Raw genomic sequence first — 6,557 nt, 5'->3', positions numbered from 1 at the left:
CAACCCAACAGCCCAACACCAACTACAATGACATAAAAGAGTATAGAAAAATATTATTTATTACTTTTAGAGTGAGCTGAGGGCTTTACATAGGATGCGTTGTTGTAGCCAGTTTTTATTTATCAATTACAGTTGGATTTAAAACATCTTCCAAATCGCCTTTGTCTAATAAGTCAGAAATTGTTTTTTCAATGCAATCTCTCGTCAATTCCTTTACGAACAAGTCAGGTGGAGTTTGATAAAGACCTTTTAAATTATCACCGTTCTCCATATCCAACTTAATCGAAGTCTCAAAAAATTTATACGTCCATACATTAATTCCATAATGCCTGCCGTCAGGTAAGTCCACGTGAATATTAGCAAACTCGTTGTCAGTGTCCCAATTTCCTGGGTCAACTTCTTCAAATTCTAACCAAAGCTTAAATTTCAACATTTGCTAACTTTTTAGAAATTTCGAAATCGTTGGATTTCCAATAATTTAAAGTCCCTTTATGTAAGTCAATTGATTTTATTAGCCTTTCATTTATTAGCTGTAAGAATTTTTCGATTTCCAAATTGTTGGCTTTGTCAAAAATGTCATTTGTACTATCAATTATCATTTCCATCAAAGATTCCTTTTCTTTATCAGTTGTCTCTGGTTTGTCGTATTCTTCAATAAATTCTGCTATGCGATTTGAATCTGCAATTTCATATTCCCAATCCTGCATTGATTCATCAAACTTTAAACTTAGTTTTTTTGCTAAACTTTTTCTTGCCTTTTGGTCAGGTAAAAATTGACTGTGATTTTTCATTTTTTTAATTGGCTACAACGGTTTGCATATGGCTTGTGGCGGTTTCGAAGCACTTTCTTGTCCACCGAAACTAAAGGTGGCTACGGAGCGAAAACCATGCTGGTTGCCGTTCACCCGCCATAAGCTATATGCTTTGTTGTATGCTGGCTTTTTTCTTTTTTAATCATGGCTCCATCCCTTGTCAATATAGACTACAATATTTTCTGAATTTACTTCAACAGTAGACCTATACCAAGCAAAGTCATCATAGCCATTTTGTCCATTGTCTTTTGTTTCATGTAATAATTTTCCATCTCCGGTGTAGTAATAGTTTGTGTTCAAAGTGTCTTTGTAACCGTTTCCTTTGTAGAGAGGTTCTCCGATTAAGTTAATTACTTGGTCAAGTTTCATCCCAATTTCAATTTGCTCAAATTTTTCTGGATTATAACTTTCTGCAAATTCAGTGTCGATATATTTATCCAATAGGTGTTTCCCTTCAATTAATGGGACTTGTCCAAAAACGAATAGTACAACGGTTAAAAATGCTAGTCCAATTATTGATAATGTTTTCAGGATTACTCTGCTCATATCATAACTTTTAAGGTTTCATAGAAATAACCAATTAAGAAAACCATTGCAGAAAGTGGAAATGCAATTTTAGAGGCTTTAATTTGTCTTTGCCAAAATTCCCCTTTTGTCCAAATCGAAATTAAGAGTGTTGCTAAAGCTCCTATGAGAATCAGAATTGGAATGGTCATTACCACAAAATGTCCACTTGAATATGCCGTCAAGTAGAAACAAAGTCCGAATAATATTACTGTCGTTATTATGGTTTTCATTTTTTTAGCTTGCATACAACTATTGATAAAGTGACTGTGCACTATATCCAATTATGGTTGTTTGTTTTTATGTTTGTTGTAAATCAGTTGTTTATCTCCGTAAAGGTTGTCCAGAGGGTTTGTGATATTTGCAAAATTCTTGTTGCTGACATGGGTGTAAATTGCTGTTGTGTTCAGGGACTTGTGTCCAAGCAAACGCTGAATAATGCGAGTGTCTACTCCTCGGTCCATCAAATGTGTTGCAAAGCTGTGCCGGAGCACATGTGGTGTAACGTCTACCTGAAGTCCTGCCTTTTTGCCTGCTCCTTTCACTACTTTTCCTACAGAACCGGCTGAGTATTTTTTCCTGCCTTGCCCTTCAAACAGCCAATAGTTCGGCTTGTAAACTTCAAAGTACTTATGGAGTATGTTTATCAATGTATTACTCAAAATCGAAATCCTGTCTTTTCTGCCCTTTGCGCCTCTAATATATATCCTTTTGTTAGGAATGTCCAAATCACTAATTCTAAGATTTACAGACTCACTCCGTCTTATGCCCGTGGAGTAGATCAGACAAACAATTGTGCGATGTTTCAGATTGTCAATGGCGCTAATTAATTGTTCAACCTCCTGTTCATTCAACACTTGTGGAAGCTTATCTTCTTTTCGCTGCCTCGGTAGGTCAAATAACTTTTTGTCTTGCTTTAAAACTTTCTCGTAGTAAAACTTGATGGCGCTAATGATCTGTCCCCTGGTGCTGTTGCTGTATTTGTTCTTTTCCGAAATTTCACCTACATACTTCACAATTTCCCGATCACTTATTTCTTCTGGAATTAGCGGTGTGAAATGCGCAATAAAACGCCTGAAATAAGAACAGTAGGTGTCGATCGTGTTTTGAGAATAGTTGACGTGTTTCAACATTTCCAAATATCCTTCAGGTAGACTCACATCAGAAAAACTATGTCTCTTCCTCTTTGGCTTTGGAGGCTCTTCTTGCTTTTTGATCACAGGCTCTCGCCCTCCGTAAAGTGCCTTTGCATCCACAAAGACAGTTCCTCTAAAAGCATTTATGATTTTGTGGGTGGTGCTTTCCTCTTCAGGTAGGTACCAGCATCTGTGTGTTCGGGTCCACTTCGCATTCAGCGATTTGGCAATGGTAATCAATTCATTGTCATAATCGAAAAAGAGTCCGATATGCTTCGCTCCGCGATGGAAAAATCGCTTTAGCACAATCGACTTTTCATTTGTAGGTTGGTTCTCAGTTAGTGGCATAACGATTACCAAATTAGTAAAACTGTGGCTTTGGTAAAACATGATGATCTATCCAATTCAAAAACCCCATCCGCTTTTCGGCAGACAGGGCTTTCGAAATAAAACCTAAGTGATCAGTCTAATGGCTACTTCTTGCAGCCTTCTACCATTTCCAGGGCGAGTTCTTTTCCCCAGCGCGGGTGGAGTGGTGCGGGCTCTTCGGCTTCAAAAAGCTTCAAGCTGGCCTGGGCCATCCCACAGGGCTCTTCCATGCTTTGTCCAAAAAATTGCGCTGTTCCCATTTTCATGCGTGCCATCAGTGCCATGGCTCTGGGGTTTTGCGGATCCATTTCCATAGCCCGGCCAAACTGCTGCATCACTTTTGGTGTCATCGATTGTCCTCGGCTGGCGGGATCTAGCGACAATCTGATCATGTCGATGTAGCCGAGCAACACGTAAACCTCGTCTTCTCCGGGAGCAGTTTCAACTGCTTTTCCGGCCCATTTTTCGGCCTGGTCGAGGGCCGCTTCGGCAGCGGGTTTGTCGCCTTTCAAAAAGAAACTGCGATAGATGTGCGTGTAGCCTGCGTAGTAAGCGGGCAGCCACTTTTCACCTTCAGCATTGGCAATGCGCTCAAAGCTGTTGGCAATAGCTAAAATCGATTCGGCCGAGCGCGCTGTGTCGAGCTGGTCGATGTTCGTCTGCATGGATTTCTCGTAGCCTCCGGCTGTGGCAAGGGCAGAGCATCCGGTTATAACTAGGGCGATAAAAAGTATACTTACATTTTTCATTGTTATTGGGTTTTGGATTTATTTATGGACATTCAAAGTTCTTTTCAGCTCGCTCTTTCACAGATCTCTCGACTCCGCTCGAGAATCGGCCAGCGCGCGATTGCCGGTTGTCGAGCGCTTGTGCTGAGTTTTATCGAAGTAGAGTCGAGACAAGAGGAGCGGGACTATATATTTTTGAGAATAATGGGTGCATCTTCTGACTAGGTTTTTAAAGATTATTCAATTGATTCGCTTTTTCATCGTCTGAGAGGGTGAGGAAAACGCCCAGGAAGAAAAACCTGTCGGCCGTCTGGTCGATGGGCATTGAGGCAAACTGACCGCCTTCTCCGGGCTGATCGGCATAGCGATAGCCAAACACGTTTTCTCTTCCAAAAACATTGGAGCACGCCAGGTGGATGATCAAATTTGGCTTGGGCAAATAGCTCCAGTTTAGGTTGAAACTGCTGTAGGCTTTCGATTTCGACTCCATCTCACCGGGAAGGTTCGGGTTGTCGTAAGGTAGACCGTCATTCCACGACCATCCGGCACCGAGCTGACTGTTGAGCTTTTCTATCCAATGTTTTACCACGACCGAAAAGTTGTGCTTCGGTGAGAAAGACGGCTGCACGGCTTCTTCAAAATCGCGGTACTCGCGCTCACTTTCGATAAATGAGTAAGTAATCCAGTAGTCGGTGTTTTTGACAGTTCGCGAATCACGCCAAAAGAGATCGAAGCCCTGAGCGTAGCCTGCTCCTGCTGCAGAGAGATTTTCCAGCTGACCTTCTGGCGATTGGCTGAAAGTAAGCAACTGGTCGTAGTTTTTGTGAAAGAGTTCAGCTCTAAATGTTCTTCCGTTGGAGGTGTGCAGGTAGTTGATCATGTAGTGATCAGCACGAGCTGCTTCAAGCGAGTTGAGCTGTGTGCGGTATTCGTCTTCCTGATTTTGATAAAAAGAACCACCCGCAAGCGAAAACTGGCCGTGCTCGTTTACTTTCCAGGCCATAGAAAATCGCGGTGCCAACGTTACCTCCTCGGTGAGTTGGTCGTGCTCAGCGCGGAAACCGGTTCGGAAAACCAGATATTGACTGAGGTAAAATTTTGCTTCCGAAAATGCTGTGAATAGATCGTTAGTGAAACCGCGACTCTGATCGAGATCTGTCAGTCGATCTTCAAATTTCGATCGGTACCATTCCACGCCACTCAGCAAAGTCACACGGTCAGAGAAGTACCTTTCGGCAGAAATCTTGGCGTGGAGCAAGGTGTTCAATCGCTCCAGATTGGTTCCGCTTTGCGAGAGGTCGTCTTTGTTGTCGGAGTAGGAGAGACCGGCAAAAAGCGTCCAGTCTTCGTCCACCAGGTGGCGGTAGTTTGCATTCGCAAAATGGTAGCGATTGTCCAGCGAAAGGTGCTCGCTGTCTTCGCTTCCCGGCTGAGGCTGATAAATGGCCACTTCGCTTTGCTGGTAGGAGTAGTACGATTTGAAGAGTCCGTTTTTCCCCACCTTGTTTCTGTAAAGCGCTTCGCCAGTTAGAGCTCGGGGCATTTTGTCGAATTCGAGGTTTTGATCGACCAACTGCATGTAGGGCTGCAGGTTGGTGTAGTTCACCGAACCGGTCACCGCCTGCGACCCGAAAACTTCGGTGTGGCTAACCGATGGTCCAACACTGGTGAACCCGAGATCTGTTTGGTCGCGCACCGGCATGTCGATGGTGTTGAGCGCCAGAGTGGAGGAGAGCGCCTGGCCGAATTCTGCCGAGTAACCACCTGCACTGAAAAACGATCCTTTAAAAAGGTTGGCATTGAAGCGGCTTCTGGTGGGGACGTTGTTCAGCCTGCTTCCGTAAGCGTTCGACACACGCATTCCGTCAAAGTAAATTCCGGTTTCTGAAGCGCTACCACCGCGGACAAACAGCCGGCCGTCATTTCCAACTGTAGATGCTCCAGGCAACGTACTCATTGCGCCAACCACATCGCCCATGGCTCCGGGAGTGGTAACGATATCGAGCGAGCTAAAAACCACGTTTTTCTTTTCATCGCTGGCTTCCATCGAACCGGCAACGATAGTGGCTGCTGTCAGCTCGTTGATTTTTTCTTTGAGTGTGATTTTCAACTCAATCGGCTCACCTGAGCAGTCGATTTCTTGCTCCACTTTTTTATAGCCCATGGCCGAAAAGACCAACAACTGAGTCCCGTTCTCAGATGTAGAAAATCGAAACTGACCGCTTCCGTCTGATGATGCTCCATCGTAGGTGTCTTTCAGGTAAATGTTGACACCGGGAAGTGAGTTGCCTTTCTGGTCGGTTACGATTCCGGAAATGGTGGTTTGCGCAGAGGCGAAAGATGAAAAGAGAACTAAAAAGATGGTCAGCAATCGAGTCATGGTGTTGAATTTTCACCAAATGTCCTTCAAGCATTACCGCTGCGAAAAGATAAATTACTGAACCGTAGAATTTTGATGATGAACCGTATAAGAATTACGCTTGCCGACCGCAGCTTCAGCGAAGGTTGGAATGGCTCTACAACAGCGGAAAACTGAAACGAAGAGGGTAATTGAGGTGATTCTGGTAGTGGCAGAGCCACGGCCGACATTGTAGCCCGGGTTTCAACCCGGGGTAGATTGCGATGTTGTAAAGCAAGTGCCGTAGGTACGGCAGACCTTCATGAATACTCTTAATTTCTAAAACCTGTGATGAACTTCTTTCAGTATGTTAAAAAAGATCTTAACTGCAGGCTCCGTGATCTCTGTATTAGCTCTGCGCGCTCTGTGAGAAACATACCGTAGCTGCGAGTTTCGCTATTCAAAACAGAAAACTAAACAATAGGCACATAGCCGGCCGATCGATGGTTTCTCGCTTATGTGCCTTAGCTACTTTCCCAAATCGGATGCAGCCTGATCAACCTCACATTAGACACATAGAAAAAGGCTTTTGCATTCTACTGTGCCTACT

At 43.8% G+C, this 6,557-nt stretch carries 7 protein-coding genes; all 7 read right to left on the bottom strand.

The genetic code is table 11. From position 1 onward, the window contains the following. Positions 1-115: 115 nt before the first annotated feature. Positions 116-433 carry a hypothetical protein gene (locus ABHV44_RS16030; protein WP_459075734.1) on the bottom strand — a complete coding sequence of 106 codons (318 nt, stop codon included), beginning with the start codon at positions 431-433 and terminating at the stop codon, positions 116-118. Continuing rightward, the gene (locus ABHV44_RS16025; RefSeq protein ID WP_459075733.1) at positions 420-791 is read right to left on the bottom strand and encodes a hypothetical protein; all 372 of its coding nucleotides are present in this window, start codon (positions 789-791) and stop codon (positions 420-422) included. The genes ABHV44_RS16030 and ABHV44_RS16025 overlap by 14 nt, the downstream gene beginning before the upstream one ends. 159 nt (positions 792-950) lie before the next feature. Continuing rightward, on the bottom strand, positions 951-1,358 hold the full coding sequence (locus ABHV44_RS16020) for a hypothetical protein (RefSeq protein ID WP_459075732.1): 408 nt from the start codon (positions 1,356-1,358) through the stop codon (positions 951-953). Further along, positions 1,355-1,609: a hypothetical protein gene (locus ABHV44_RS16015; RefSeq protein ID WP_459075731.1), complete on the bottom strand. Its 255-nt coding sequence runs from the start codon at positions 1,607-1,609 to the stop codon at positions 1,355-1,357. The genes ABHV44_RS16020 and ABHV44_RS16015 overlap by 4 nt, the downstream gene beginning before the upstream one ends. A 51-nt stretch (positions 1,610-1,660) precedes the next feature. Next, entirely contained in the window at positions 1,661-2,860 is a 1,200-nt protein-coding gene (gene xerA, locus ABHV44_RS16010) for a site-specific tyrosine recombinase/integron integrase (RefSeq protein WP_459075730.1), read from the bottom strand. Positions 2,861-2,985: 125 nt separating this feature from the next. Then, positions 2,986-3,630 carry a tetratricopeptide repeat protein gene (locus ABHV44_RS16005; RefSeq protein WP_459075729.1) on the bottom strand — a complete coding sequence of 215 codons (645 nt, stop codon included), beginning with the start codon at positions 3,628-3,630 and terminating at the stop codon, positions 2,986-2,988. 208 nt (positions 3,631-3,838) lie between these two features. Next, a complete protein-coding gene (locus ABHV44_RS16000; RefSeq protein ID WP_459075728.1) occupies positions 3,839-5,989 on the bottom strand; it encodes a TonB-dependent receptor in 2,151 nt (716 codons plus the stop codon). Between the last annotated feature and the right edge of the window lie 568 nt (positions 5,990-6,557).

Origin of the sequence: Halocola ammonii, from assembly GCF_049334165.1 — a bacterium.
Lineage (GTDB): Bacteria > Bacteroidota > Bacteroidia > Flavobacteriales_D > Sanyastnellaceae > JBEGHD01.
The sequence above is the reverse complement of the archived record's forward strand: the minus strand, read 5'-3'. Positions and strand labels throughout refer to the sequence as shown.

Excerpts from the sequence above, each read along its gene's own strand:
- ABHV44_RS16030 (WP_459075734.1), bottom strand. The coding sequence starts at position 433 with ATGTTGAAATTTAAGCTTTGGTTAGAATTTGAAGAAGTTGACCCAGGA.
- ABHV44_RS16025 (WP_459075733.1), bottom strand. The coding sequence starts at position 791 with ATGAAAAATCACAGTCAATTTTTACCTGACCAAAAGGCAAGAAAAAGT.
- ABHV44_RS16020 (WP_459075732.1), bottom strand. The coding sequence starts at position 1,358 with ATGAGCAGAGTAATCCTGAAAACATTATCAATAATTGGACTAGCATTT.
- ABHV44_RS16015 (WP_459075731.1), bottom strand. The coding sequence starts at position 1,609 with ATGAAAACCATAATAACGACAGTAATATTATTCGGACTTTGTTTCTAC.
- xerA (WP_459075730.1), bottom strand. The coding sequence starts at position 2,860 with ATGCCACTAACTGAGAACCAACCTACAAATGAAAAGTCGATTGTGCTA.
- ABHV44_RS16005 (WP_459075729.1), bottom strand. The coding sequence starts at position 3,630 with ATGAAAAATGTAAGTATACTTTTTATCGCCCTAGTTATAACCGGATGC.
- ABHV44_RS16000 (WP_459075728.1), bottom strand. The coding sequence starts at position 5,989 with ATGACTCGATTGCTGACCATCTTTTTAGTTCTCTTTTCATCTTTCGCC.